This is a genomic window from Hyphococcus sp. D3-15 (assembly GCF_055809375.1).
Map to the genome: position 1 here is coordinate 446,948 of NZ_CM147910.1, position 22,202 is coordinate 469,149.

25 protein-coding genes and 1 tRNA gene are annotated in these 22,202 nt (G+C 61.5%); 14 read left to right on the top strand and 12 right to left on the bottom strand.

Annotated features, from left to right (window positions below):
* Window positions 1-155 precede the first annotated feature (155 nt).
* The gene (locus tag AC0L8G_RS02330) at window positions 156-293 is read left to right on the top strand and encodes a hypothetical protein (RefSeq protein ID WP_473386410.1); all 138 of its coding nucleotides are present in this window, start codon (window positions 156-158) and stop codon (window positions 291-293) included.
* A 3-nt stretch (window positions 294-296) separates the two neighbouring features.
* Here the strand turns inward: AC0L8G_RS02330 and AC0L8G_RS02335 are convergent, their stop codons facing one another.
* Together AC0L8G_RS02335 and AC0L8G_RS02340 are read right to left on the bottom strand one after the other, a co-directional pair.
* Window positions 297-1,736, bottom strand: a complete 1,440-nt coding sequence (locus AC0L8G_RS02335; protein WP_473386411.1) for a protein adenylyltransferase SelO — start codon at window positions 1,734-1,736, stop codon at window positions 297-299.
* An 18-nt stretch (window positions 1,737-1,754) separates the two neighbouring features.
* Complete coding sequence (locus AC0L8G_RS02340) at window positions 1,755-2,426, bottom strand: hypothetical protein (protein WP_473386413.1); 672 nt, start codon at window positions 2,424-2,426, stop codon at window positions 1,755-1,757.
* Window positions 2,427-2,665: 239 nt separating this feature from the next.
* On the opposite strand from AC0L8G_RS02340, the gene AC0L8G_RS02345 reads away from it, so the two are divergent.
* Both AC0L8G_RS02345 and AC0L8G_RS02350 read left to right on the top strand, forming a co-directional pair.
* On the top strand, window positions 2,666-3,886 hold the full coding sequence (locus AC0L8G_RS02345) for a threonine ammonia-lyase (protein WP_473386414.1): 1,221 nt from the start codon (window positions 2,666-2,668) through the stop codon (window positions 3,884-3,886).
* 140 nt (window positions 3,887-4,026) lie between these two features.
* Window positions 4,027-4,731: a VPLPA-CTERM sorting domain-containing protein gene (locus AC0L8G_RS02350; RefSeq protein ID WP_473386415.1), complete on the top strand. Its 705-nt coding sequence runs from the start codon at window positions 4,027-4,029 to the stop codon at window positions 4,729-4,731.
* An 18-nt stretch (window positions 4,732-4,749) separates the two neighbouring features.
* Here AC0L8G_RS02350 and AC0L8G_RS02355 read toward each other — a convergent pair whose 3' ends face one another.
* Complete coding sequence (locus AC0L8G_RS02355; protein ID WP_473386417.1) at window positions 4,750-6,891, bottom strand: tetratricopeptide repeat protein; 2,142 nt, start codon at window positions 6,889-6,891, stop codon at window positions 4,750-4,752.
* Between the two features lie 223 nt (window positions 6,892-7,114).
* Here AC0L8G_RS02355 and AC0L8G_RS02360 point away from each other — a divergent pair, with 223 nt between their 5' ends.
* The 7 genes from AC0L8G_RS02360 to AC0L8G_RS02390 all read left to right on the top strand — a co-directional run bounded on the left by AC0L8G_RS02360 (window position 7,115) and on the right by AC0L8G_RS02390 (window position 13,138).
* Entirely contained in the window at window positions 7,115-8,692 is a 1,578-nt protein-coding gene (locus AC0L8G_RS02360; RefSeq protein ID WP_473386418.1) for an NfeD family protein, read from the top strand.
* A 4-nt stretch (window positions 8,693-8,696) separates the two neighbouring features.
* Window positions 8,697-9,011 carry an NfeD family protein gene (locus tag AC0L8G_RS02365; protein WP_473386420.1) on the top strand — a complete coding sequence of 105 codons (315 nt, stop codon included), beginning with the start codon at window positions 8,697-8,699 and terminating at the stop codon, window positions 9,009-9,011.
* Between the two features lie 51 nt (window positions 9,012-9,062).
* Entirely contained in the window at window positions 9,063-9,812 is a 750-nt protein-coding gene (locus AC0L8G_RS02370) for a slipin family protein (protein ID WP_473386421.1), read from the top strand.
* Between the two features lie 62 nt (window positions 9,813-9,874).
* The gene (locus tag AC0L8G_RS02375; protein ID WP_473386422.1) at window positions 9,875-10,141 is read left to right on the top strand and encodes a sulfurtransferase TusA family protein; all 267 of its coding nucleotides are present in this window, start codon (window positions 9,875-9,877) and stop codon (window positions 10,139-10,141) included.
* Between the two features lie 227 nt (window positions 10,142-10,368).
* On the top strand, window positions 10,369-11,658 hold the full coding sequence (locus tag AC0L8G_RS02380) for a peptidoglycan-binding protein (protein WP_473386424.1): 1,290 nt from the start codon (window positions 10,369-10,371) through the stop codon (window positions 11,656-11,658).
* Between the two features lie 10 nt (window positions 11,659-11,668).
* Window positions 11,669-12,739, top strand: coding sequence for a right-handed parallel beta-helix repeat-containing protein (locus tag AC0L8G_RS02385; protein WP_473386425.1), 1,071 nt, complete (start codon window positions 11,669-11,671; stop codon window positions 12,737-12,739).
* 63 nt (window positions 12,740-12,802) lie between these two features.
* On the top strand, window positions 12,803-13,138 hold the full coding sequence (locus AC0L8G_RS02390) for a zinc ribbon domain-containing protein YjdM (RefSeq protein WP_473386427.1): 336 nt from the start codon (window positions 12,803-12,805) through the stop codon (window positions 13,136-13,138).
* Between the two features lie 129 nt (window positions 13,139-13,267).
* On the opposite strand, the gene AC0L8G_RS02395 is transcribed toward AC0L8G_RS02390, so the two are convergent.
* Window positions 13,268-13,352, bottom strand: a tRNA-Leu gene (locus tag AC0L8G_RS02395).
* 146 nt (window positions 13,353-13,498) lie between these two features.
* Between AC0L8G_RS02395 and AC0L8G_RS02400 the strand changes: the two genes are divergently transcribed.
* From AC0L8G_RS02400 to AC0L8G_RS02415, 4 genes are all read left to right on the top strand, one after another.
* Window positions 13,499-14,185: an exopolysaccharide biosynthesis protein gene (locus AC0L8G_RS02400; protein ID WP_473386428.1), complete on the top strand. Its 687-nt coding sequence runs from the start codon at window positions 13,499-13,501 to the stop codon at window positions 14,183-14,185.
* Between the two features lie 18 nt (window positions 14,186-14,203).
* Window positions 14,204-14,809 (top strand): disulfide bond formation protein B, encoded by a 606-nt coding sequence (locus AC0L8G_RS02405; protein WP_473386430.1) that lies wholly within the window; start codon window positions 14,204-14,206, stop codon window positions 14,807-14,809.
* Window positions 14,806-15,369 carry a demethoxyubiquinone hydroxylase family protein gene (locus AC0L8G_RS02410; RefSeq protein ID WP_473386433.1) on the top strand — a complete coding sequence of 188 codons (564 nt, stop codon included), beginning with the start codon at window positions 14,806-14,808 and terminating at the stop codon, window positions 15,367-15,369. The genes AC0L8G_RS02405 and AC0L8G_RS02410 overlap by 4 nt, the downstream gene beginning before the upstream one ends.
* Window positions 15,370-15,441: 72 nt before the next feature.
* On the top strand, window positions 15,442-17,313 hold the full coding sequence (locus AC0L8G_RS02415) for a M2 family metallopeptidase (RefSeq protein ID WP_473386435.1): 1,872 nt from the start codon (window positions 15,442-15,444) through the stop codon (window positions 17,311-17,313).
* A gap of 49 nt (window positions 17,314-17,362) precedes the next feature.
* Here AC0L8G_RS02415 and AC0L8G_RS02420 read toward each other — a convergent pair whose 3' ends face one another.
* The 8 genes from AC0L8G_RS02420 to AC0L8G_RS02455 form a co-directional block, all read right to left on the bottom strand.
* Window positions 17,363-17,698 carry a phosphoribosyl-ATP diphosphatase gene (locus AC0L8G_RS02420; RefSeq protein ID WP_473386437.1) on the bottom strand — a complete coding sequence of 112 codons (336 nt, stop codon included), beginning with the start codon at window positions 17,696-17,698 and terminating at the stop codon, window positions 17,363-17,365.
* 12 nt (window positions 17,699-17,710) lie between these two features.
* On the bottom strand, window positions 17,711-18,496 hold the full coding sequence (gene hisF / locus AC0L8G_RS02425; protein ID WP_473386438.1) for an imidazole glycerol phosphate synthase subunit HisF: 786 nt from the start codon (window positions 18,494-18,496) through the stop codon (window positions 17,711-17,713).
* An 8-nt stretch (window positions 18,497-18,504) separates the two neighbouring features.
* Window positions 18,505-18,942 carry a CHAD domain-containing protein gene (locus tag AC0L8G_RS02430; protein WP_473386442.1) on the bottom strand — a complete coding sequence of 146 codons (438 nt, stop codon included), beginning with the start codon at window positions 18,940-18,942 and terminating at the stop codon, window positions 18,505-18,507.
* Complete coding sequence (locus tag AC0L8G_RS02435; RefSeq protein ID WP_473386445.1) at window positions 18,855-20,072, bottom strand: CYTH and CHAD domain-containing protein; 1,218 nt, start codon at window positions 20,070-20,072, stop codon at window positions 18,855-18,857. Before AC0L8G_RS02435 ends, AC0L8G_RS02430 begins: the two co-directional genes overlap by 88 nt.
* Window positions 20,073-20,135: 63 nt before the next feature.
* On the bottom strand, window positions 20,136-20,867 hold the full coding sequence (gene hisA, locus AC0L8G_RS02440; protein WP_473386447.1) for a 1-(5-phosphoribosyl)-5-[(5-phosphoribosylamino)methylideneamino]imidazole-4-carboxamide isomerase: 732 nt from the start codon (window positions 20,865-20,867) through the stop codon (window positions 20,136-20,138).
* Complete coding sequence (hisH, locus tag AC0L8G_RS02445; RefSeq protein WP_473386450.1) at window positions 20,864-21,508, bottom strand: imidazole glycerol phosphate synthase subunit HisH; 645 nt, start codon at window positions 21,506-21,508, stop codon at window positions 20,864-20,866. The genes hisA and hisH overlap by 4 nt, the downstream gene beginning before the upstream one ends.
* A gap of 123 nt (window positions 21,509-21,631) precedes the next feature.
* On the bottom strand, window positions 21,632-21,883 hold the full coding sequence (locus AC0L8G_RS02450) for a hypothetical protein (RefSeq protein ID WP_473386452.1): 252 nt from the start codon (window positions 21,881-21,883) through the stop codon (window positions 21,632-21,634).
* 25 nt (window positions 21,884-21,908) lie between these two features.
* Window positions 21,909-22,175: a hypothetical protein gene (locus AC0L8G_RS02455; protein WP_473386455.1), complete on the bottom strand. Its 267-nt coding sequence runs from the start codon at window positions 22,173-22,175 to the stop codon at window positions 21,909-21,911.
* Between the last annotated feature and the right edge of the window lie 27 nt (window positions 22,176-22,202).

Here is a 22,202-nt window from a genome sequence, read left to right on the forward strand (position 1 = left end):
GCCGGTCTGGCCTGCCGCCAGCGCCCGCCCCGAAAACGGCGTCGAAACAGCGGCTTGCCCGGTTAGCCTCCAATTAGCCAAGTCTATTGAAAAGCTACGCAAAATTTTCATTTTTTCGCGGGAAATTGGGGCGTGGCGGGATGGAGGGCTCGGCTATGTTTCCTGGCATTTTGGGAAGTTTCAGCCTGATTGAATGGCTGATTTTCAGCTTTATCGGCGCCAATCTGGCGATTGTCGGCGTCTGTCTGCTCCATAACGGGGTCAAAAAGCTGGACCCGCCCGCAAAAGAATAGCCATCAGGCAAATCGCGACGCGTCAAAACCATAGGCGTCGCGCATTTCTGCAATCGCCTCGAGCTTCGCAGCCAAAACCGACCAATCATCACCTTCCGCGATGCGCGCCCAGATCGCCTCAACCTCGTCGATCAGCATCGTGCAGGGTTGTGCGCGCTTGAAATAGGCATGCTCAAGCTGTTCCGGACGCGCCGGCGCGAAACCCGCCAGCGCGGCGCCCAGCGGCGCGAACGCCTCCTGCTCATAAAGTTCGGCGACCGGACTTTGCGCGGCGCGCTCGGCGGACAGCGAACCGCAGAACCAGTCGAAGAAAACCTGCTCATAGGGCGCATGACTTCCGCCCATCCATTTCAGCAAATCCGCAACAAATTCAAACCCGCCCTCCTGCGGCGGCTCAATACCGAGGCGCATGAAATACGTGTTCGTCATCGCCTTCTCGTAAGCCGGCGCGAAGTTTTGCAACGCCTCATTGAGCCCATCGACAGGCGCGACGGCAGACAAGGCGCCGCCGAGCTGCGCGAGGTTCCACGCCCCCGCCTCGGCCTGACGGCCAAACGCGTAAAGCCCCGTCTGATCGAAATAAGCCGCCGTGAAGGCCGGGTCCGCATTGGGTGCAAAACGCCAGGGCCCATAGTCGAAACTCTCGCCCGTGATATTCATATTGTCGGTATTCAAGACGCCATGAACAAAGCCCGCCGCCATCCATTGCGCGGCCAATTGCGCCGTACGCTGAACGATGATTTCATACAAGGCGACAGCGCGCGCGCCGCCAGCCTTTTCTTCAAGCGCCGGATAAAAATTCGCGACGCAATAGTCGACCAGCGCGCTGATCGCGTCGGCGTCTTTTTCATAAGCGAGACGCTGAAACGCGCCGAAGCGCACATGAGAATGGGACAGCCGCACCATCACCGCCGAACGGGTTGGCGAAGGTTCATCCCCGCGCTCCAGCGCTTCGCCGGTTTCGATCAGGCTGAAAGTCTTTGAGGTGTAAACGCCGAGCGCTTCCAGCATTTCCGTCGCCAGCACCTCGCGCACCCCGCCTTTGAGGGTCAGCCGCCCGTCGCCAAACCGCGAATAAGGCGTCTGGCCGGAGCCCTTGGTGCCGAGATCGAGCAGGCGGTTCTGGTCATCGCGCAATTGCGCGAACAAAAACCCGCGCCCGTCGCCAATGTCGGGATTGTAATTGCGGAACTGATGGCCGTGATAGCGGATCGCCAGCGGCTGTTCGAGATTGTCCGGCAAGGGCGTGAAGCGGCCGAAATGGTCGATCCATTCTTCTTCCGTCAGCCCGCCCAGCCCGACTTTTTCCGCCCAGCGCCGATTGCGGTAGCGCAGGACATGTTGCGGGAAGTCCGCCGGGGTTACTGCGTCATAGAAGGGCGCGCCTTCCAGCACAGTGAAGGCGCGCGAAGGATTATAAGAAGCTGGGTCCGGTTCGGCCAAAGGGTTCCGCCTGTTCTGTTACTTGGGGTCGGGCAATGAGAATAAGATCTTGCGGCCCACCTCCCAACAGTCCTGGACCTCTCCCGCTTCGGCGTACAGGCGTCCATATTTGGCTTGCAGGAACGCCGCGCCGCGATCATGGCCGGGTCCGACGATCGCGCCCTGGCCGCGCAACTCTCTAACCACTGCGGCATAGGCGTTTAAGCGTCCGCGCACAGCCTCCAGGCTTGCTTTCCCACCGTTTTCATCGCTGCCCGGATTCTGTTCCAGCGCCTTCAACTGGTAATTCAACGCCGCCGCGCAGGCTTCGGCGCGCAAATACTCTTTATCGGGAAACCCCTCTACCGCGCCTAACTGCGCGCCGATCTCGGAGGGAAGATAAGAGATGCATTTCTTTGCCGTGCCGCGCAAAGCCCACCAGGACAGACCTGACTTGCCATAAACGGCTTCCGACTGCCGCACTCCCGCCATGCCCTCCGCGATCAACAGGTAAAGCCGTGCGGCGGATTTGTAGGTGGTCTTGGTCTTCTCGCGCTCCTTCGCCGCCTGACGCGTCAGCGCGCTGTTGCACAGGTTCGCACGCCCGGTCATTTCATGCTGCATGACCGTGAAAAAATCGTCCTGGGCCGCCGCACCCGCATTCGCCAAAAACGCCGCCCCCAACGCCGCGACAGTCAACAACATCCGCATTTTACTTCCCCTCTTCGGTGCTTACGCCCAGCTGCTTGCGGCCTATTAAAACACCATCGCCGCCAGCGCCACCTCGCGGCGGCTGACATTTGCGGTTATCTGCGCTGAAGCACCCGCGCGGGATTATTTTCCACTACCAATATGGACCTTCTTAATCATTTGCGCCAAAAGTCGCGGCTTGTTGCGGGCGCGAATGAGCGCGGCCGCGATTACCAACACGCTGGAAAAGAGATTTCACCATGGACGCCGCCCGCTTGCCCGCCGCCAATGATGTTCGCGCCGCCGCCGAACGGATTGCGGGCCACATTAAGCGCACGCCGCTGATCCATGCGGAAAAGCTGTCCTTGCTGACCGGCGCCGATATCTGGCTGAAGCTCGAAAACCTGCAATATACCGGCGCTTTCAAAGAACGCGGCGCGCTTAACAAACTTCTCTTGATGAGCGACGCCGATAAAAAGCGCGGCGTCATCGCCGCCTCCGCCGGCAATCATGCGCAGGGCCTTGCGCGCCATGCGAGCGCGCTGGGCGTGCCCGCCGTCATCGTCATGCCGGTCACCACGCCGGATGTGAAAGTGCGCCAGACCCGCGCGCTCGGTGCGGAAGTGGTGCTGGTCGGACATGATTTCGACGAAGCCAAAGCCGCCGCATCAAAAATTGAGAAAGAGCGCGGCCTGATCTTCGTGCACCCGTTTGACGATGCGGACGTCATCGCCGGGCAAGGCACGCTCGCCCTTGAGATGATCGAAGACGGCCCGAAATTCGATGCGATGATCGTGCCGATCGGCGGCGGCGGCTTGATCGCCGGCGTGGCGCTCGCGGTGAAAGACGCCTCTCCCGACACCCAGATCATCGGCGTGCAGGCGGCGCTCTTCCCCTCCATGGCCAACGCCCTAGACGGCGGCCATCGCGAGACCGGCGGCAACACCCTTGCTGAAGGCATCGCGGTGAAAGAAGCGGGCGCCATCACCCGTCAGGTCGCGCGCAAATATGTGGATGACATCGCGCTTGTTGATGAACGCATTCTCGAACGCGCGCTGTCCATGCTGATGATGGAGCAAAAGCTTCTCGTGGAAGGCGCCGGCGCGGCGGGCCTCGCGGCGATACTGGCCGAGCCCGAACGCTTCAAAGGCAAGACAGTCGGGCTGATCCTGTGCGGCGGCAATATCGATGCGCGGTTGTTGTCGATGATCTTGATGCGCGATCTCGCCCGCTCGGGCCGTCTGGCGCGGCTGCGCGTTCAACTGCTCGACATGCCGGGACAATTGGTCCGTGTCGCGAGCATTATCGCCAGCCAGGACGGCAATGTCATCGATGTGGGCCACCACCGCACCTATTCGGACCTGCCCGCCAAGATGACCTGCATGGACGTCACCATCGACACGCAAGGTCAGGAGCATCTCGGCCGGATCATCGAAAATCTGCGTCAGGAAGGCTACGAAGTCGAAATCGCCAGCTATTAGGACGCTCACGGAAAAATGCTGCGCCGCACTTTCGCTGTCCGGCGTTCTCCTGTAACCTCGCATAAGCGCGGCGATAAAGTCGCTGCGGACTTGCACGACGGGGTTGCATAAGGGGGCGCAGCAAAGCTGCGTGGGGATCTATGACATCATCGAAAATTCTTGCAGTGGCGCTTGGCGCCGCTGTCATTATTGCTGCGAGCGGCGCGGAAGCGCGCGTTATTCGCTCAGGCGGCTCCACTGACGTCAGCAATCACTGCGACGCCGACAACCCCAATTACGGCCCCTTTATCGGCCTGTTTCGCGACAGCGACGGCGCACAGGTCGACCTCTACAACGAAGGCGGCTCTGATCAACCGCTCCGCGTTCTTATCGACGATTGCATTGGCTCCTTTTACGAGTTCGATGCGGATGAAGACCTGCAATTCGAGGGCTCGCTAGACGGCGATCTCTATTTACTGATGCAGAACGAAAACGTCGCTTCGACACTCGCCTACACATTCGGGGCCCATCAGGTGACCAGCAACAGCTTCACCGGCGGCCCCTTTCCGATGCCGGCGGAATTGCAGACCATCACAGCTGAAGTGAGTTTCAATTTGATCGCCACGCTGACGATTGTCGCCAAAGCGGGCTACAGCTTATTCGCCTGCGGCCCCATCGATTTCGGCAGCAATGTCTGCGTCAAACAGGGCGACGCCCTTGGCGGGCTGTCCTTTGCATCCGACAGCGCCTCTATGCGCGTCTTGCCCGTATCGTCGGAAGTCCCGCTGCCCGGCGCTTTGGTGTTCATGCTCACCGGCATTGGCGGGCTCGCCGCCGCACGGCGCAAGAAAGCATTGCGCGCCTAGAGCGAGAACACAGCCAGCCTATTCAACCGCCACACGCCAGTCGGCGACAACCGGAGCGAGCTCTGCGCGCTGGCGCGCGAGGTCGGCTTCGATTTTTGCAAAGCTCGCCTGAAGCGCCGCGCTTTCTCCCGCCGCCTTTATCAAAGGATCTCGGGACGTCCAGGGCTCGCGCCAGCCGCCCTCATAGGCGTCGGCGAGACGCGCCGCCGCCGCCGCGCCATCGCCGGAAAGCGCATCAATCCGGGCGGCGAGATAATCAAGTTCGGTGGAGGAAACCCCGCTCTCGCGCTCCTCAGCGAGCAGCGCCGCGCAACGATCGATCCGGGCTTTCGCGGCATCATTGTCGCCGCGCATTTTGAAAACATACGCCGCTTCAATCGCCGGAGAACAATAAGGCATGGCGAAGCGCTCATCTTCCGGCAGGGCGGCGTCAGCGGCGATCAGATCGGCGGCCGCCGCGTCGCCATCGCCATACAGCAATTCATACCAGCCCGCCTCAAACGCCATATAGGCGTCATCGGGAGAGGCGGCGTAATTGAAGCGCACTTCTTCAAGCCCGGCTTCAATCTCCCCCGCCGCCAGTTTCAAATTGACGCTGAAATAATCCTCTGCGAACGGCGCGGCCGCTTCCGGCATTTCCAGCGTCAACAGCGCGCCGACAAGGTTGTCCTTATACTGAGTGCTGGCGGGCGAGCTTTCCACCGCGCGTTTCCAGACCTTTGCGCTTTCTGCAAGGTCGCCATCGCGGCGCGCCACATCCGCCAGGCCGCGAAAGCCAAGCGGCGAATTTTCTTCGAGGTCGAGAATGGCGTTATAGTAATTGCGCGCCTCTTTCAGGTCCCCGGCGCGCGCGCGCAAAAACCCCTTATTGAAAAGAATGGCCGGCGACAACGGATCGAGCTTGAAGGCGTCATCAAGACTTGCTTCGGCGCTGTCATAGCTGCGTTCTTTAAGATACGCATTTGCGCGCCACATATACGCGTCCGCATAACTCGGATTGATGTCGATGGCGCGATCAAAGGCGGCGATCGCCGCGGTGCGGTCGCCCTTTAATGCAGCAACGCCGCCTTTTACTGCATGGGCCTCCGCCAGGTTGGGATCGCGCAACAGCGCCTTCTCCACATTGCTGGACGCCAATTGCGCGGCGATGCCGGGATCCATATTGCCGTAATTGTCTTCGCCTTCCGCCAGCAACAGCATCGTCAAGGCCAACCCCGCATAGCCCGGCGCATATTCCTCGTCAGCGGCGATGGTCTGTTCAAAATAGCTGCGCGCGGATTTCAGCGATCCCGTTGTTCGCAGCCGCATGGCTTCGCGCCCGCGCAGGTAAAGCTCATGCGCCTCGCCCGCCTTCGGGCGATCAAGCAGCGCATCATCTTCGTCAGTAAGGAAACGATCGAGCATGACGCCGAGAATGGAGCGCGCAATCTGCTCCTCCACCATGACCGCATCCGCGCGGGCGCGGCTGAACGCATCAGTCCAGATTGTCAGCCCGTCATTGGCGCTGATCAACTGCGCCGTGACGCGCAATTGATCGCCAGCGGTGCGCACGCTGCCCTTCAGGATCGCTGCGACCCCGAGGCGGCGGCCAATTTCCGTCAGGCTTTCATCAGAAGCCGCAGCCCGGAACGCCGAATTCGGCGCGGAGATGCGGATATTGCCGACCTTGCCCAGGGCCACCGTTATTTCTTCGGCGAGCCCTTGCGCCAGATATCCAAGATCCTGCGCCGGGCTGAGATCGTCAAATGGCAGCACCGCCACGGATTTATCCGAAGGCGCAGCCGCCAGATCGCCTTTCTCGGCGTTTTTGCCGCTGATGACGCCAAAGGACACAAAGCCCCCCGCCAGCGCGAACACCACTGTCACCGCGAGCCCGGCCCAATGACCCGCCTTCAACGGTTTGATTGCGTCGCCGTCCTTCAAGCCCGGCGTGCGCTGGACGCCCTCCGGGGTCCAATCAAAAAACCAGGCGAAATAGAAAACGATCGGCAGGCCGACAATCGACGCGACAACTGTCAGCGTCTGCGCCCAAAAGGGCAAGCCGAGCGCCGGCGTGATCACTGACACGACCTGCATGACCAGCCAGACGGCGATCAGATAAGGCGTCACCACCGCCAGGACGCGGCGGCGGCGAATTTCCGACATAAACCGCCTGATCATGTTGCGCCCCCATCATTCGCCGCGCCGGCTCCCGCTCCCGCACTGGCGCGTTGATTTTCAATCACTATCACGATTGTGCGGCGCAAAGCATAGCGACAGCCGTCATCACGGCAAGCAATCCCGAATTCGCGGACCGCGCAGGACCGGACTGAACCGCAAGGTTTGATTGAAACGACGCCAATAAGCCTTATGTTGAAAGCAGGCAGATTGAGGGGTGAGACTGATGCGTGCTGGCACCATGCGCCTTGCTTGTTGGGCGGCGTTGCTTTTTTTGGGCGGCGCCTTGGCCGCTTTCAGCGCTTTCGCTCAAACCACCGGCGAGATCAATTCCCGCTCCGGCGTCATCCTGACGCTCAATGGCGCGGTGACGCCGCCGGCGGCGCAATATCTCGAACGGGAGATCAAAGCCGCCTCTGACGCCGGCAAGGAAATCGTCATCATAGAAATCGACACGCCCGGCGGGCTGATGACGTCGATGAAAACCATCATCCAGGCGATCCTCGCTTCTGATACGCCGGTCGTCACCTATGTGTCGCCGCAAGGCGCCCGCTCGGCGAGCGCCGGGCTGTACATCATGTATTCCGCGCATGTCTCCGCCATGGCGCCCGCCACCAATACCGGCGCGGCGACGCCGGTGGAGATTGGCGGCGCACCGGCGGAGAACGGCCCTGAGGATGAGGCGGACCCAGCAAAAGCCACCAATCCGGATGCGAGCGAAGACGGCGCGGAGGCCGAAGCGCTTGACGATGCGGAAAGCCGCACGCCGGACTCTGCGCGTGAAAACGACCGCTCGGTCACGGAAGAAGATATTGAAGGCCTGGCGAAAGATCTCGGCGAGTCCGTCCAAAAGGTGAGAGGGCGCACGCAAGCGGCGCCGCTGTCGAGCGACGACGCCTTGCGCGCCAAAGCCATCAATGACGCCGTCGCCTATATTCGCGCGCTGGCGGAAGAGCGCGGGCGCAATGCCGACTGGGCTGAAAGCGCCGTGCGCGACGCGGTCTCGGTGACCGCGAACGAAGCCTTGCGTCTTGGCGTCATCGATCTCGTGGCGAGCGATCTCGATGATTTGCTGGCGCAGATTGACGGCCTGACCGTAAGCACCGCCGCCGGAGACAAAACCCTAAATACGAAAGACGTGCAGCTTGAGCGGGTCGAGGCGAGTTTCGTGGAGCGGATCTTGAGCTTCATCGCTGACCCCAATGTGGCGGTGATCTTGATGTCGCTCGCGACAACCGGGATCATCATTGAAATGTGGAATCCCGGCTCGATCTTTCCGGGCGTTGTCGGCGTTCTTTGCCTCCTGCTCGGCTTTTACGCATTTCAGGTTCTGCCCTTTAACTCGCTTGGCCTCGCCTTGATGGCGCTCGGCGCAGTGATGATCCTTATAGAGGCCTATACGCCCACTCTGGGGCTTGTCGGCATTGCGGGGCTCGCGGTCTTTGGATTCGGCATGTTTGTCGTCTTCCCCGAAGGGTTCCGCGTATCCGCCAGCGTCATCGGCGCCATTCTCGTCATTGCCGGGGCGTTTCTCGGCCTCATCCTGCTCGCCATTGTCGGCTCGCGCGGACATGGCCCCATGATCGGCGCCGAAGCCATCCGCAGGCGTGAAGGCCTTGTCGATGAATGGAACGGCAAAGAGGGCTGGGTCATTGTCGAAGGCGAACGCTGGCGCGCCCGTTCAGACAAGCCCCTGTCGCCCGGAGACAAGGTCCGCGTCGTTGAGGTCGATGGTCTTGTTCTTGTGGTCAAACAGGCCAAGGCTTCCGGCCTTCTCGGTGTGATGCAGCCGAAAGAAGCGTGAACGCATGATTGAAGTGACGGGCCTTCCCGACGATCCGTTGAAGTTTATTGCGATCATGGTCTTCGCCGGCTTCGCCGCGGTCGCCGCTGCAAAAATCTACGGCCTTATCTTCATGCGCTGGAAGACGCCGTTTCGGGTTGGCGAGGCTATGAACGTCAACCGCGCGGATGTCACGGAATGGGCCGACGGCGAGGGCTATGTGTCGGCGGGCGGAGAGTTGTGGCGCGCCGCCTCGAAAGACGACCTGAAGCCCGGAGACGCGGTGAAGATACTCTCCGTCAACGGACTAATGCTGCACGTAAAGAAAGACGCGCCCTAGCGCAAAGCCCGGCGCGGCCGCGCCGACAGATCGACAAACAAGGAGGCCCCCATGGGCGGTATAGGTTTTCTCATCCCGTTGCTGGCGTTTTTAATCTTCCTCGTCACCAGCGTCATCAGAGTTCTCAAAGAGTATGAGCGCGGGGTCATCTTCACGCTTGGCCGTGTCGGCCGGAAAGCGGCGGGACCGGGCCTCATCCTCTTGATCCCGATGATCCAGACCATGCGCAAGGTGGACATGCGCACGCTCGTTCACGACGTGCCGACGCAGGACGTGATTTCCCAGGACAACGTCTCGGTGAAAGTGAACGCAGTTATTTACTACCGCGTTGTGGATGCGGTCCGCGCGGTCGTACAGGTTGAAAACTACATGGCGGCGACCAGCCAGCTCGCGCAGACGACATTGCGTTCGGTGCTCGGCAAGCATGATCTCGACGAAATGCTGCAGGAGCGCGACAAGCTCAACAAGGACATTCAGGAAATTCTCGACACCCAGACCGAAGCCTGGGGCATCAAGGTCTCAAATGTAGAAATCAAGCATGTGGATGTGGACCAGTCGATGATCCGCGCCATCGCCCGGCAAGCCGAGGCGGAACGCGAGCGGCGTTCGAAAGTCATCCTCGCGGAAGGCGAATATCAGGCGGCCGCCAAATTGTCCGAAGCCGCGCAAGTGCTCGCCACCTCCCCCGGCGCCATGGAGCTGCGCTACCTCAACTCGCTCCAGGACATTGCCGGCGACCGCACCAACACCATTGTTTTCCCGTTCTCTTTGGAAAAACTGGCCGACAAATTTAGGTCGTAACCGGCCCCGCCCCGGTCTATGGAAATGGCGCGCTTCGGCGCGCCATTTCTTTTATGACCGCAATGACAGACCAACCCATTGAAAAAATTACGGTATTCGACGCGACGGGCTATCGCTGCCCGATGCCGGTGATCCGCATGGAAGCGCATTTGCGGCGCATGGCGCCTGGGGAAAAGCTCCTCATCCGGGCCGATGACCCGATCGCAGCCCTTGATATTCCTCACTTTTGCCGGGAGGCCGGGCATCGCGCCGAGCGCCAGCCGGATGAGGGGCCGCATGCCGCGCCGGTTTGCGTCTTTCTGGTCACGCGGGGGCCAAATCCGGCCTGAAGCCGAGCCGACAAAAAGCCGGGGGCGCCCTTTTACTTTCGGAAATGGTAATGGTTAATATGGAGAGACGCGTCGATGCGTGCTTTAATGCCGTCTTGATTGCTGTCTTGGGGCGGGGGCCGGAGCCGGCGCCCTGATCGGAGTTGGCTCAGATCAAGCGCCGGGCCGGGGCTGAAACGCCTTGGATGTGTGTGAGGGGAAGCGGGGATATGGAAAGAGATCCGAAAATGTTGTTTGGAAAAGCGCGCCGTCTTGTCGGCGGCATGGCGGCTGCGTCCGTCCTTGCGCTCGCCGCTGTGGCGCCGGCGCATGCAACTTACGAGGCTGGCCTCGAAGCCTATAAGAACGGGCAATATTCGCAGGCGCTCGATATCTGGAAGCGCTTCGCCGTCGCTGGCGATATTCGCTCAAAGAAAATTCTCGGCGATGTCTATTCCGGCAAGGCGCTGGAAGCGGCGCGCGGCGCAGCGGCGCCCCTGGAAGAGCTGCCGGTCGACAATGTTCAGGCGCTGGTCTGGTACACATTGGCGGCGTATCACGATTTCTCCGCATACCAACTTCCCACCGCCGATGAAGTGAATTCGCAAATCCTCGCCGAGCAGCGGCTGACGGAAATTCGTTTCCGGATGAGCTCCTCGGATGTGGACAAGGCCGAAGACGTGGTCTCGCGCACCTTCGAGGCAGGCAGCCCCTACGACATCTATCGCCTTGGCGAGATGTATCAGAAAGGCGCCGGCGTCGATAAGAACAACACCAAGGCGCTGCAAATGTACGCCCTCGCCAAAGAGCGCGGCGTCGGTGAAGCGAGCGCGGCCTACGAATTTCTCGAGCCCTTGATGAACCGCAAGGAAATCAAGATCGCGCTGGAAAAAGTCGAAAAGTGGCAACCACCGCTGCCGCCGGAACACACCGGCAAGACCCGCCAGCAGGAAGAGCTTGAGCGCCTGAAGAAAGAGCTCGAAGAAATCCGCATGGCGGATGCGCTTGAAGCGGTCTCCGACATTGATGTGGAGCTGATCCAGCGCGCGCTCAACGCCCTCGGCTATCGCGCCGGCGTCGTCGACAACAAGCTCGGCCCGTCAAGCCGCGATGCGATCCGCCGCTTCCAATACGCGCAGGTCGCGCGCAACAACAACATGACCGAAGATGAAAAACAGGCTGTGGTCACCGGCGTTCTGTCGCCGCGCCAGACTGTCGACCTCTTCGGCGACGCGGCGAAAGCCAAGCATCCGATGTCGCAATATGTGTATGGCATCATGCATGTGCGCGGCATTGGCGTGGAACAGGACGGCAAGGCGGCGGTGAAATGGCTCACCGAAGCGGCTGACCAGAACCTCGCCATCGCCCATTACGCGCTTGGCGTCGTTTATCGCGACGGCACCACCGGGCTCAACGAAGTGGCGCCGGATGAGCGCCAGTCCGCTTTCCATCTCGCTCGCGCTTCGGCGCTTGGCTACAAGCCAGCGAATGATGCGCTGCGCCGGCTGAGCTTCGAATATACGCGTGACATTCAGTAGGGGGTTAGAGATGAAACTTATGAAGATGAACCATGTAGCCCCCGCACTGGCCGCCGGCCTGCTGGCGGCAAGCATGATCGCCACCAGCGTTCATGCGCAGTCGCTTGGCGGCTTTCCGATCCGCGAACCGGGCGCCGGCTCTTCGAGCGGCTCCGGATCGACCGGCAAGGGCTCCAGCAAAAAAGGCCCGATGCAGATCATCGTCGATGCGAATGGTCCCGGTCCTTACAAAACCATTTCCTCGGCGATCAACGATGTCGCCGAAGGCGGCGTCGTTTACATCATGCACGGCGTCTACAACGAATCCATCACGCTGGAAAAATCGATCTTTATCCAGGGTGATCGCGGGCCGGGCTCGGGCGTTGAAATCTCCGCGCCGATGAACACGCCTTGCCTCAAATTCTCGCCGAAAGAAGGCACCTCCCATGCGGTGGTCGCCAATGTGCAGTTCGCCGCCAAGATCAATTCCGGCGCCGCGGCCTGCATCGATATCGATCAGGGCGTGTTCACGCTGAAGGAAAGCGACGTGCTCGGCTCCGGCGTGCGGCCTGCTGTGAAGATCAATGGCGGCACGGTGATGCTGGAGAAGAACCGCATTTCCGCCGGCTCGGAAGGCGTGTTCGTGGCGCAGCCCCATTCGCTGTCGCAGAGCTTCATCATCGACAACAAGATCCTGCAAAACAAAGTCGGCGTCGATATCGCTTCCGGCAGCCGCGCTGACGTGGTGATTGCGGGCAATGAAATCTTCGACAATCTCGACAGCGGCGTGAAGTCTTCCGGCTATGGCTCCGCCAAGCTGATCGGCAACAAGATCCGCAACAATAAGGGCACGGGCGTCATTCTCGACAAATACGCCAAGCTCTCTCTCGTGCGTTATAACGAGATTGCGCAGAACTCCGGCGACGGCGTCGCCATCCCGTTCGGCGTCAATGGCGTGATCGAAGACAATGACATTGTCGGCAATGACGGATTGTCGATCTTCCTGCGCGACGGCCTTGAGCCGAAAGTCACCAATAATTTCATCGAAAATAATGGCGGCGATCGCGGCAAGAAGAAAAAGAAAAAGAAGCGCAATTACTGACGCAACTGCGTTATGAAAAAGCCCCGCTTCGGCGGGGCTTTTTGTTGCCTGAAAGGATCATGAATGAGCGAGCTTCCGCCCTGCCCGCAATGCGGGTCGACTTACACCTATGAGGACCGCGCCATGCTGGTCTGTCCCGAATGCGCCCATGAATGGGTCGCGGGCGAGGCGGCCGAAGAGGGCGCGCGCAAGATTGTCGACGCCAATGGCAACCCGCTGGCGGATGGCGACACGGTGACCGTCATCAAGGATCTGAAAGTCAAAGGCTCGTCAACGGTGGTGAAAGTTGGCGTCAAGGTGAAGAACATCCGCCTGGTGGACGGCGATCACGACATTGACTGCCGCATTGACGGCATTGGCGCGATGAAGCTGAAGTCGCAATTTGTGAAGAAAGTTTGAGGCGTCTGCATCTGCCTGGGGCGATCCCGGACACGCAGTGTTCGCAAGACCGACTGGTCGTCGCCCGGTCAGAGCGCTCCTCGCGGAGGTGATGCGCGAAGCGAATTCACCGGAAGCGATAAACGAAAATGGTACCCCTGGCCGGACTCGAACCAGCACGCTTTGCAGCACCTGATTTTGAGTCAGGCGTGTCTACCAATTCCACCACAGGGGCCTGCGACGAAGGCGGCGCATGATAGGCAGGGCGCGCCCGGGGTCAAGCAGCTTCGGGACCGGAAGGCCCGAAAGATTTATTAAGCGCGCCTAGGTTAGGCTTGCGAAAGGTCTTAAATGGCGAATGCAAGCAAGAACGGGAATGAGATGACCGGGGAACATCAAAAGCCGCAGGAAAAGCCACGGGGCGCGACGCGCGTCCTGCACGATATTCTGGACGAGCTCACAAGCGCCGCCCCGGAGAACAAGGCGGCCGCTTCCGACCCGGATGGCCCCGCCGCCGCGCCCACCGCGACCCTGGGCGATATTGTCGACCGGCTCGATCACCGCGCATTCGGGTTTTTGCTGCTCCTGCTCGCGCTGCCCTGCTGTCTTCCCTTTGTTTATGCGCTGCCGCAGATCGTCGCCCTGCCCATGCTGGCGCTGGCCGGCCAGTTGGCGATGGGCAAGCGCCATCCCTGGCTGCCGAAAAAACTGCATGAACGGCGCTTTGCGATTCCAGCCTTCGCCACCGTGCTCACCCGGGCTGAGCGCTATGTGGGCTGGGTTGAGCGCATCGCGACCCCGCGCTTGCGCCCGGTGACCGGGCCGACAGCCTTGCGCATTATCGGCGCGCTGATGCTGATCCCGATCGCCTCGATCTTGTTGCCGCTTCCGCTCACCAACACGATCCCCGGCATCGGCGTCGCCATCGCGGCGCTGGGCCTGATCGAACGCGACGGCCTGCTCGTCTCCGGCGGCCTGCTGATCGGCTTTGTCTGGGTGTTTCTGCTCGTCTTTGTCGGCGCCGAGACCCTGCATCTGGTTAAGGACTGGCTGACAGGCGTCGTTTAACGCCGTTGTGAGATGGCTGTGACGATCCGCCCAAAAGCCGCCGCAGCGCTTCAAGGCTATAACACTGTCATGCTCAAGACACTCATCAACCAGATGTCTCTTCCCGAGCGGGCCCTTGGGCTCTCCTTCGCGGCGAGCGGCGCCATGCTTGCCGGCGCCCATCTGTTTGAAAAAGTCGGCGGGCTGGTCCCCTGCATTTTATGCCTCAATCAGCGCGAAGCCCATTGGACCGCGCTGGCGGTCGCCGCCGCCGGTCTGGTGGCTGGACGGCTGTTGCGCTCAAGGCTTGGTGCGGCGGCGGCCGTTGGCGCGGCGGCGCTGGTCTATGCGGTCAGCGCGGGTCTCGCTTTTTATCACACCGGCGTCGAATACGGCTATTGGCCCGGCCCGGCGATCTGCGCCGGCGGCGGCGGCAATGCGATTGTCGACCTCGAAAACCTCGCCGCCTCCCTGACGCAAAAAGCCGACGCTCCCTCCTGCGAGGATGTGCAATGGCGCTTCGCCGGCATTTCCATGGCCGGTTATAATCTGCTCGCCTCGGCGGGCCTGTTCGCCTTCACGCTGTTCGCGGCGCTTTCAGAGACCCGGGCCGCAAAGCGCACAAGACAAGGCGCGCCCGCATGAGCGCCCCGCAAAAGCCGGGCCCCGAAAAACCCGGACCGCGGGCAGGCCGCCTGGCGGAAATGCTGCGCGTCGATCATGCGGGCGAATATGGCGCGGTGGCGATTTATCGCGGCCAGCGCGCAATCTTCGACACGCTGCCGCATAAGGCTGCAACCGCCTCGCTCTTGAAGGAAATGGAAGAGGGCGAGCAACATCATCTCGCTACATTCGACAAGCTTCTCGCCGACCGCAAAGTGCGGCCCACCCTGCTGGCGCCGTTCTGGAATGTCGCCGGTTTTGGCCTTGGCGCGGCGACCGCGCTGATGGGCGAAAAAGCCGCCATGGCCTGCACCGCCGCTGTCGAGGACGTCATCGAAAAACATTATGGCGAGCAGATCGGCGAGCTTGAAGCCGACGAACCGGCGCTTGCTGAAACCGTGCGCCAGTTCCGCGAAGACGAGCTTGAGCACAAGCACACGGCGGAAAGTCACGGCGCTGAAGATGCGCCCGGCTATCGCCTGCTGTCTTCGGCGATCCGGCTTGGCTGCCGCGCCGCGATCCGCATCGCCGAAAAAATTTAGCCTGCCCCCTACGCTTTGCGCATGGCTGGGGCCCCGCTATCATCGACCCAACATTCGTTTCAAGGAGTTCCCATGACAAAAAGCATGATGTTGCGCCGCGCCGGCGCACTCGTTGCAGTTTCCACCCTGGCGCTCGTCGCCGCCTGCGGCCAGGCCCCGACGCAATCGCCAACGACCAAAGAAGCGGCCGCGCCGACCCAGGCCGATGCAGAAGCGTTCATTAACGGCGTCGAAGACTGGTACAAGGATTTCGGCGAATATGCCGCCCACATCCAATGGGTGAATGCGACCTATATCAACTATGACACTGACTGGCTGGCTTCGCGCGTCGACGCCGAAGGCGTCGAGATGGGCGTCAAATTCGCCAATGAAGCAAAACGCTTCAACGATCTTGAACTGCCGGCGGACATGCGCCGCAAGATTGAACTGATCAAGCTCGGCCTCAACCTGCCGGCGCCGGAAAAGCCGGGCGCCGCGAAGGATCTCGCCAAGATCAACACGCGCATGGCGTCGACCTACGCCACCGGCAAGATCGATCTTGACGGCGTGATGACGCCCGGCGTCGATCTTGAAGAGAAGATGGGCACCGTGCGCGACCCTGCGAAGTTGCAGGAAATGTGGGTGAAATGGCGCGAAATCACCGTCGCGGAAAACGCCGACGGCACGACCATGAAAGACGATTACGCCGCAATGGCCTCGATCGCCAATGAAGGCGCGCGCGAGCTTGGTTTTGACGATGTGGGGTCGATGTGGCGCGCGCGCTATGATCTTCCGCCTGCGGAGTTTGCAGCGGAGACCGACCGCCTGTGGGGGCAGGTCAAGCCGCTTTACGACCAGCTCCATTGCCATGTGCGCGCCAAGCTCAACGAAAAATACGGCGCCGATATTGTGCCGCTGGACCAGCCGATCCGCGCCGATCTGCTCGGCAATATGTGGGCCCAAAGCTGGGGCAATATTTATGATCTGGTCGCGCCGGAAGGCGCCGATCCCGGCTATGATCTGACCGAGCTTTTGGTCTCCAAAGGCTATGACGCAAAGAAAATGGTGGAGACCGGCGAGGCGTTTTTCTCATCGCTCGGTTTCGCGCCCCTGCCCGATACGTTTTGGGAACGCTCGCAAATCACCAAGCCGCTTGATCGCGAAGTTCATTGCCACGCCTCGGCCTGGAATCTCGACGGACAGGACGACATCCGCATCAAGATGTGCACCAAGGTGAACGCCGACGACTTCCGCACCGTGCATCACGAGCTCGGACATAATTACTATCAGCGCGCCTATAAGGAACAGCCGCCGCTGTTCCAGAACGGCGCCAATGGCGGCTTTCACGAAGCGATCGGCGACATGATCGCACTGTCCATCACGCCGGATTATTTGCAGCAGCTCGGCCTGATCGACGACGTGCCGGATGCGTCGAAAGATGTTGGGCTCCTGATGGAGCAGGCGCTTGAAAAAGTCGCGTTCCAGCCCTTCGGTCTGTTGATGGACAAATGGCGCTGGGAGGTTTTCTCCGGTGAACTGACGCCCGAGACTTACAATGATGGCTGGTGGGAATTGCGCACCAAATATCAGGGCATTCGCCCGCCGGTTGAACGGGATGCGCGCTATTTCGATCCGGGCGCCAAATATCACATTCCGAACAACGTCTCTTACACGCGCTATTTCATCGCCAATATCCTGCAGTTCCAGTTTCACCGCGCCGCCTGCGAACAGGCTGGGTGGACCGGACCGCTGCATCGCTGTTCGATTTACGGATCCGACGCCATCGGCGAAAAATTCAATGCGATGCTGGAGATGGGCGCCTCAAAGCCCTGGCCCGACGCGCTTGAGGCCTTCACCGGCAGCCGCGAAATGGACGCTTCCGCCGTTGCGGAATATTTCGCGCCGTTGATGGCGTGGCTTGAAGAGCAGAATGCGGACCGCACATGCGGTTGGGAAGCGCCTTAAGCGCCTTATTGCGACAGGAAAAGAAAAGCCCCGGTTTTCCGGGGCTTTTTTATGGGCGCGATGCTTTTTCCTCGTGACCGGATGTGCCTTCGCGCGCCGAAAGCGCGGCGGCGACCTCGTTCAGGGAAACATCGCGTTCCGCCAGCATAACCAGCAAATGATAGAGCACGTCGGCGGCTTCCGCCGTCAAATGCGGCTTGTCGCCGGATACCGCTGCAAGCGCGGCTTCCACCGCTTCTTCGCCGAATTTCTTCGCACATTTCTGCGCGCCGCCGGCAAGCAAGGAAGCCGTGTAGGATTCGTGGGCGCCCGCGCCCTTGCGCGCCGCGATTGTCGCTTCAAGACGCGTCAGGACAGCGCCGATATCATCTTTTCGTTCCGTCATATCCCTCGCCCTTTACGCAGCAGGCGGCGCAAGCCGCATTGGCAGCCCCGCCTTCGCCATCGCCGCTTTCGCTTCGGCGATCGTGATCTCACCGAAGTGAAAAATCGACGCGGCGAGCACAGCGGACGCTTTGCCTTCTTTCGCCGCTTCGATCAAATGCTCGACCGAACCGGCGCCGCCGGACGCAATCACCGGCACGTCGACGGCTTCGGCGATCGCGCGCACAAGCGCGATGTCATATCCGGTTTTGACGCCGTCGCGATCCATGGAGGTCAGCAGGATTTCCCCCGCACCGCGCGCCACAACATCCTTTGCGAAATCCACAGCATTAATGCCGGTCGCATTGCGCCCGCCATGGGTGAAAATCTCCCAATGCCCGTTTAACGGGGGATTACCCACGCGCTTGGCGTCGATGGCGACCACCACGCATTGCGCGCCGAAACGATGCGCAGCAGCGTTGATGAGGTCGGGATTTTTCACCGCCGCCGTATTGATCGCCACCTTGTCGGCGCCAGCCAGCAGCAATGCGCGGAAGTCATCAAGCGAGGCGACGCCGCCGCCCACCGTAAGCGGCATGAAACAACGCTCTGCGACGGTTGAAACCTTGTCGAGCAGGATCCCCCTGCCCTCGTGGCTGGCGGAGATGTCCAGAAAACAAAGCTCGTCGGCGCCAGCGGCGTCATAGGCCTCTGCGGCGGCGGCGGGATCGCCCGCATCGCGCAGATTGACGAAATTGACGCCTTTGACGACGCGGCCGTCTTTCACATCGAGGCAGGGAATAATCCGTATATTGAGCATTGTGTCCGTTAATCTCGCCAGAAGGGCGGCATCTTTTCAAACGCATCCCAGGCGGCGTCAATCTTTTTAGCGGCTTCGCGCGCTTCTGCGGCCTTATAGCCGGAGATGAAGCCGGCCGCGCGCATCAGCCCGCCGCCGCCGCCGGCGAGCCGGTCCGCGAGCCCCTGCGCCACCACCGCGTCATTGACCTCGCCAAACGCATCCTGCAACGCCGAGAGCGCCGCCATATAGTCCTTGCGCTGTTCCTTTGGGTAAAGGCCGCGAAAGAGCTGGATCGGATAACGCAGCTTTTTAAGCGCGATCCGCAAGGGGTGGCGCGAGGCGAGGTCAGCGACGCCAATCGTGTCCTCGGCCGTCTTCATGGCCTTGCGGTGCGCCCGGTCGAGCGCCTTGGGCGCAAACTCCGCGGCGGAGCGCGACAAGCCCTTTTGGCGCCCTCGCGCCAATCCATGAGCACGCCCACCGCTGTCAGGTCGATGAGGAACCGGGTGAAATCCGGCCCGGCCACCGCCGCCACCGCATCCGCCCAGGCGGCCGCCCGCGCCGCTTCGGCCTTCGCCTTGAGATCCCGCGCCCCGGCTGGCGTATGGGCGCTCTCAAGCGCGGCGGGCAGCGTGTCCTCCAAGAACACGTCCCAGTCCCGTGCGGGCCCGAGCGCGCCCGCGAAAAGCTTGGCTCGGGCCGCAAGCCCGGCGATTTCGTCCGACACAAGGTAGCGCCGGAAAATCCGCTCAATGGCGCGCAGCCGGCGCAGCACGACGCGCATCTGATGCACGCCTTCCACGCGCCGATAGTCGATCAGGGCGGGCTGAAGCTCCGCGAGGCGGGCCGCAACCTCCGTCAGCGACGCCGCCAGCACGTCCGCCGCACTCATTTCGGGAGCGATATCAGCCTTTTTTCGCTTGGGCGTCGGGTTCGCAGGATCCTGCAGGGCCAGCGCGGTTTCGAGCTTGCTGCCGCCGGACAGGCGCAGCGGCGCATTCGCCCGCAAAAGCCGGGCAAAATCAAAAACCGCCGCCGGTTCGCCGTCGACCAGCTCCAACTCCACCTCCGCCATCGGCCCGGCGAAGATGCGCCCCTCCCCATCCCGGCTTTCCGCCTGGCCGAGATCGACCGCGAGCTCAATTTTCGAACCCTTGAAGGTGACGACCGACGACCAGCGATCCACAGCGGTGCCCGCGACCGGAACAAGCTTCGCGATCAAGCCCTCAATCAGCGCATCAATCGCCGCATCGCCGACCGGCGCCGGAAAATCCTCCGCCCGGGCGATGGAAACCTCATATTCCATGCGGGATGCGGGGTTTGCGCCCTTCGCCTTGACCGCCTGGATGAAATCCGCCCCCTCCTCGCGCAGCCGCAGGCTGAGCCCGCGCCTGGCGAGCACGCCGTCAGCCGTGTCGAAATAGGTTGAAGACAGGCGCTCCCACTCGCCGCCCGCCGGCGCGACAGCCGCAAAAAACCGGCCCCCGGCAACGCCGCCAGATCGCCAGGCGCGCCGGTGAATTTCAGCTCGAACTCTATTCGCCCCGAGCCCATGGCCCCCTACACAACAATCTGTCCCCACATGCGACAGCAAGGGTCACTCTAATGGACTTGGCCGGGCATGGCCATTAGCGGGCCGGTTGCCGAAAATCAGGCACTACTTTGCGAGTTTCAGGGCTTCTGCGGCGTCGATGCGGCCGTCATAAAGCGCCCGGCCGATAATCACGCCCTCGATATTTTCATGGGCGGCCTTGAGCGCCTTTATGTCCTCAAGGCCAGCGACGCCTCCGGACGCAATCACCGGTATGGCCGCCTCTTCCGCAAGCGCCGCCGTCGCTTCCACATTGACGCCCGCCAGCGCGCCATCGCGGCTGATATCCGTATAGATCACCGCCGCAAGCCCATGATCTGCATAGCGTTTCACCAGACCTGCCGGGGTTTCCGCACTGTCGCCATCCCAGCCATCGGTCTTCACCCGGCCGTCGCGAGCATCGACCCCGAGCACGATGCGGCCCGGCCAGCTCTTGCACGCCTCGGTCACAAATTTCGGGTCATTGACGGCGGCCGTACCGAGAATCACGCGGGTCATACCGGCTTCGAGCCAGCGCTCCACCGCCGCCATATCGCGCACCCCGCCGCCGAGCTGGAACTTGAGCCCGATCCGCTTGAGGATCCCGTCTACGGCGTCGCCATTGCGCGCCGCCCCCGCAAAGGCGCCATCCAGGTCAACAATATGGACCCAACCAAACCCCGCAGCTTCAAACGCCGCAGCCTGTGACGCTGGGTCTGTATTATAGACCTGTGATTTCTCCATCTGGCCCTGAAACAGGCGGACGCATTCGCCGCCCTTCAGGTCGATCGCAGGGTAAAGGGTGAGGGATCGGCTCATGCAGGGGACCATTCTAAAAACGCGCTCAGAAAGGCGAGGCCCGCCTTTTGCGACTTCTCCGGGTGGAACTGCGCGCCCAAAAGATTGTCCCGGCCAACCAGCGCCGCGACGGCGACGCCGTGCTCCGTAACGCCATAAATATGCGCATCATTTTCGGTTTCGAAATGAAAGGAATGGGCGAAGTAAAAGGTCTCTCCCGCGAGGCCGTCAAACACCGGATGGTGGCTGCGCGCATCGACCTTGTTCCAGCCCATATGCGGGGCGCGAAATTCGGCGGAATGGGTGAGGGGAACGACTTCGCCGGGGATCCAGCCGAGACCATCCGCGCCGTCAAATTCAAGACCGCGGCTCGCCAGAAGCTGCATCCCGACGCAAATGCCGAGAAACGGACGACTTTCCACCAGCGCGACATGTTCGATCGCTTCGAGCACGCCGTCGCGCGCCGCCAGGCCGGCCATGCAGGCGGCGAAGGCGCCGACGCCGGGCAGGATCACCCGGTCCGCTTTGGCGATCAGATCGGGATCATCGGTCACCGAGACATGGCGGGCGAGGCCAGCCTCACGCGCGGCGCGCTCGACCGCCTTTTCGACGGAGCGCAAATTCCCGGACCCGTAATCGATGATCGCCAGCGTTTCTGCCATGGCGAGGCTTTTAGCCGCCGCAACCAAGGGAGCAAGGGGAGGGCGCAAAGAAAAACCGCGCCTGAACCAGGCGCGGTTTTCCGTTCCGATGGGGCGAGGCGCCCCGAAATGGTCTTTCAGCCCTTAAGCGGCCGGGAAACAGGCCCCGATCGCGGCTTTGGCGTCGTCGCTCAGACCGTCGAAATCTTCAGGTCCGGCCACCATCATCAGCTCTTCCGCGACATCGGCGTCTGCGGTTTCCGCAAGGCAGGCGCAACCGGACGCGTCAGTGCCGTTCTCCGCCGCATAGGCTTCGCAGCCTGCTTCCAGATCCTGCGCCATGACCGGCGCCGCGGAAAAGCCCGCAATCGCGAGCGCAATAAGCATCTTCTTCATAACCAAATCTCCCAAAAAGCCCCGACTACCGGGTGCACTTGTCCATTGCCGCTTTGGCGTCGTCTGACGCCGCATCGTAGCGCTCTGCCGGGTCCGCGATTTCTGCGAGCTGCAAAAATTCGTCGGCCAGACCGTTCGCGTCGATTTCTTCTTCAAGGCAGCTGCATCCGGACGCGTCGCGGCCATCAGCCTCCAGCGTCGCCGTGCAGGCGTCAGCCCATTCGCCGGCGATGCCCGCTGACATCATGGCGCTCGCCGCGACAGATACGGCGCAGATAGTTTTAATGATCATTGAAACGTTTCCTGTTGTTCGGCGACC

What these genes read in the sequence shown, in the direction of transcription:
- AC0L8G_RS02370 (WP_473386421.1), top strand. Translation starts at nt 9,063, where the DNA reads ATGGGCGGTATAGGTTTTCTCATCCCGTTGCTGGCGTTTTTAATCTTC.
- AC0L8G_RS02355 (WP_473386417.1), bottom strand. Translation starts at nt 6,891, where the DNA reads ATGATCAGGCGGTTTATGTCGGAAATTCGCCGCCGCCGCGTCCTGGCG.
- AC0L8G_RS02385 (WP_473386425.1), top strand. Translation starts at nt 11,669, where the DNA reads ATGAAACTTATGAAGATGAACCATGTAGCCCCCGCACTGGCCGCCGGC.
- AC0L8G_RS02340 (WP_473386413.1), bottom strand. Translation starts at nt 2,426, where the DNA reads ATGCGGATGTTGTTGACTGTCGCGGCGTTGGGGGCGGCGTTTTTGGCG.
- AC0L8G_RS02415 (WP_473386435.1), top strand. Translation starts at nt 15,442, where the DNA reads ATGACAAAAAGCATGATGTTGCGCCGCGCCGGCGCACTCGTTGCAGTT.
- AC0L8G_RS02360 (WP_473386418.1), top strand. Translation starts at nt 7,115, where the DNA reads ATGCGTGCTGGCACCATGCGCCTTGCTTGTTGGGCGGCGTTGCTTTTT.
- AC0L8G_RS02420 (WP_473386437.1), bottom strand. Translation starts at nt 17,698, where the DNA reads ATGACGGAACGAAAAGATGATATCGGCGCTGTCCTGACGCGTCTTGAA.
- AC0L8G_RS02410 (WP_473386433.1), top strand. Translation starts at nt 14,806, where the DNA reads ATGAGCGCCCCGCAAAAGCCGGGCCCCGAAAAACCCGGACCGCGGGCA.
- AC0L8G_RS02455 (WP_473386455.1), bottom strand. Translation starts at nt 22,175, where the DNA reads ATGATCATTAAAACTATCTGCGCCGTATCTGTCGCGGCGAGCGCCATG.
- AC0L8G_RS02390 (WP_473386427.1), top strand. Translation starts at nt 12,803, where the DNA reads ATGAGCGAGCTTCCGCCCTGCCCGCAATGCGGGTCGACTTACACCTAT.
- hisA (WP_473386447.1), bottom strand. Translation starts at nt 20,867, where the DNA reads ATGAGCCGATCCCTCACCCTTTACCCTGCGATCGACCTGAAGGGCGGC.
- hisF (WP_473386438.1), bottom strand. Translation starts at nt 18,496, where the DNA reads ATGCTCAATATACGGATTATTCCCTGCCTCGATGTGAAAGACGGCCGC.
- AC0L8G_RS02365 (WP_473386420.1), top strand. Translation starts at nt 8,697, where the DNA reads ATGATTGAAGTGACGGGCCTTCCCGACGATCCGTTGAAGTTTATTGCG.
- hisH (WP_473386450.1), bottom strand. Translation starts at nt 21,508, where the DNA reads ATGGCAGAAACGCTGGCGATCATCGATTACGGGTCCGGGAATTTGCGC.
- AC0L8G_RS02350 (WP_473386415.1), top strand. Translation starts at nt 4,027, where the DNA reads ATGACATCATCGAAAATTCTTGCAGTGGCGCTTGGCGCCGCTGTCATT.
- AC0L8G_RS02345 (WP_473386414.1), top strand. Translation starts at nt 2,666, where the DNA reads ATGGACGCCGCCCGCTTGCCCGCCGCCAATGATGTTCGCGCCGCCGCC.
- AC0L8G_RS02330 (WP_473386410.1), top strand. Translation starts at nt 156, where the DNA reads ATGTTTCCTGGCATTTTGGGAAGTTTCAGCCTGATTGAATGGCTGATT.
- AC0L8G_RS02450 (WP_473386452.1), bottom strand. Translation starts at nt 21,883, where the DNA reads ATGAAGAAGATGCTTATTGCGCTCGCGATTGCGGGCTTTTCCGCGGCG.
- AC0L8G_RS02380 (WP_473386424.1), top strand. Translation starts at nt 10,369, where the DNA reads ATGTTGTTTGGAAAAGCGCGCCGTCTTGTCGGCGGCATGGCGGCTGCG.
- AC0L8G_RS02400 (WP_473386428.1), top strand. Translation starts at nt 13,499, where the DNA reads ATGACCGGGGAACATCAAAAGCCGCAGGAAAAGCCACGGGGCGCGACG.
- AC0L8G_RS02375 (WP_473386422.1), top strand. Translation starts at nt 9,875, where the DNA reads ATGACAGACCAACCCATTGAAAAAATTACGGTATTCGACGCGACGGGC.